The sequence below is a fragment of the Streptococcus parasanguinis genome (assembly GCF_001073155.1).
GTDB classification, from domain to species: domain Bacteria; phylum Bacillota; class Bacilli; order Lactobacillales; family Streptococcaceae; genus Streptococcus; species Streptococcus parasanguinis_D.
The window spans coordinates 1-1,532 of sequence record NZ_JVEE01000001.1 but is presented as its reverse complement, the minus strand read 5'-3'; the positions used below and the strand labels follow the sequence as shown (position 1 = coordinate 1,532).

The 1,532-nt window shown below is 46.0% G+C and carries 2 protein-coding genes; both read right to left on the bottom strand.

What is annotated here, in order from left to right; translation table 11 throughout:
* Positions 1 to 67: 67 nt before the first annotated feature.
* Positions 68 to 682 carry an alpha/beta fold hydrolase gene (locus ADH92_RS00010; protein WP_049495661.1) on the bottom strand — a complete coding sequence of 205 codons (615 nt, stop codon included), beginning with the start codon at positions 680 to 682 and terminating at the stop codon, positions 68 to 70.
* Positions 682 to 1,532: bifunctional chorismate-binding protein/class IV aminotransferase (locus tag ADH92_RS00005; RefSeq protein WP_049495659.1), on the bottom strand; the 851-nt coding region annotated here is incomplete at its 5' end. The genes ADH92_RS00010 and ADH92_RS00005, both read right to left, overlap by 1 nt.

The following is a 1,532-nucleotide window of genomic DNA, read 5'->3' as shown; positions in this document are numbered from 1 at the left end:
CACTGCGTCTTGCTCGACAATCCAAAAATAATTGAGAGGCTAGGACTTTTGTCCCAGCCTCTTCATTTTAAAACCCAGCAACAAACTCTTTGATGGCTTGCGCGAGTTCATAGGGTTTCTCGGTATTGAGTAGATGGCCTCCGTTTGCGATTTCTTGATAGCGACCTTTTGGCAGGAGCTTGGCCAATTTTTTAGAAGAAGATTGATTGGCCCAATCTTTGCTACCACAAATCACCAAGCTGGGGAGAGGGCAAGCTTTAGCGGTATCGGTTAAATTGAGCCCTTTTAATTCGGTCAAGATTTGAAGCATCTGTTGTTTATTGGCATCTTGTTTTTCAAAAACATGCTTGGGAAGTAGACGAAAGAGAAGAATCTGGAGCCGATAGAGGGGATTGGTGTTGAGTTTGTATTGTGTTCCTGCAAGGACCAAGCCCTTGAGTTGCGGGAAGTCTTGTCTTGAGAGATCAAGAGCGAGCACGCCACCTAGTGAGAGTCCTACCAGAATAAAGGGTTCGCTTTCTTGCTGGAGGCGCTCCATCAACCTTTTTTTGACTTCCTGATAGCTTTCTTTTTGATGGGAGAAAATATCAAAAGTTTTGGAGTGCAAGGGTGAAAGTGCAAATTGGACTCCTTGCCAAGAGAGGACATCTTGCCCTAGTCCATGTAAAAAAATAAGTTTCATCAGGAATCCTTTCTTTGAAAATCGAGTTCGTAGAGACCACGAAGAGCATTGCAGGCATAGATACGATCGGCGTCTGTCAAATCGTTCAACGTCAAGAGTTTTTCTTCCACCTGCTGGGTCTCAAGAAGATGGCGCCGATAAATGCCATCGAGTAAGGGGAGATGAGCTGGTGGGGTATAGAGTTGTCCCTCTATTTCCAGCACCAGATTGCCAATCGTCGTCTCCAGTAAGGTTCCATCTGGCAGATGGAAAATTTGCTCGTGATCTGACTGGTTGAGATGGTCTCTCTGACTCGTTTTGAAATAAGTAAATGGCGTCGCTAAATCAAGCTTCTGCTCGGTCAGTTGGGCCTGTAGATAGCTAGCTGGCAAGTCTGTCAGCTCCGTGATTACTAGGTGAAAGGTCCCGTTTTTTTGCAAGGCGATCCGACAACGATAGTCAAGGTTGGATTCCAAATGAGCAAGCTCTTCTTGAAGTTCTTTCAGAAGTTTGGGTTCATCATAAGGATAGGCAAAGTAGCGACTAGCCTCTCTCAAACGGGTTAGGTGTTGGTCTAAGAAAGTCAACTCTCCTTGGTGAATGTGGCCGGTCGTCAGGAGCTCAAAGCGAGGCTCTTGACGGTAAAGGACAGCTGATTTTTGCTTGGTTTCCTGGTATTCACTTTCCCACTTACTGTCCCAAGTGATGCCTCCTCCCACGCCATAGATGGCTTGATTTCCTTGCATTTGAAGGGTCCGGATGGCTACATTAAAAATCCGTTTCCCTTTTGGAAGAAGGATGCCGATCGTTCCACAGTAGACACCTCGAGGAGCCTTCTCCGTCTTTTGGATGATTTCCATAGTGGAGATCT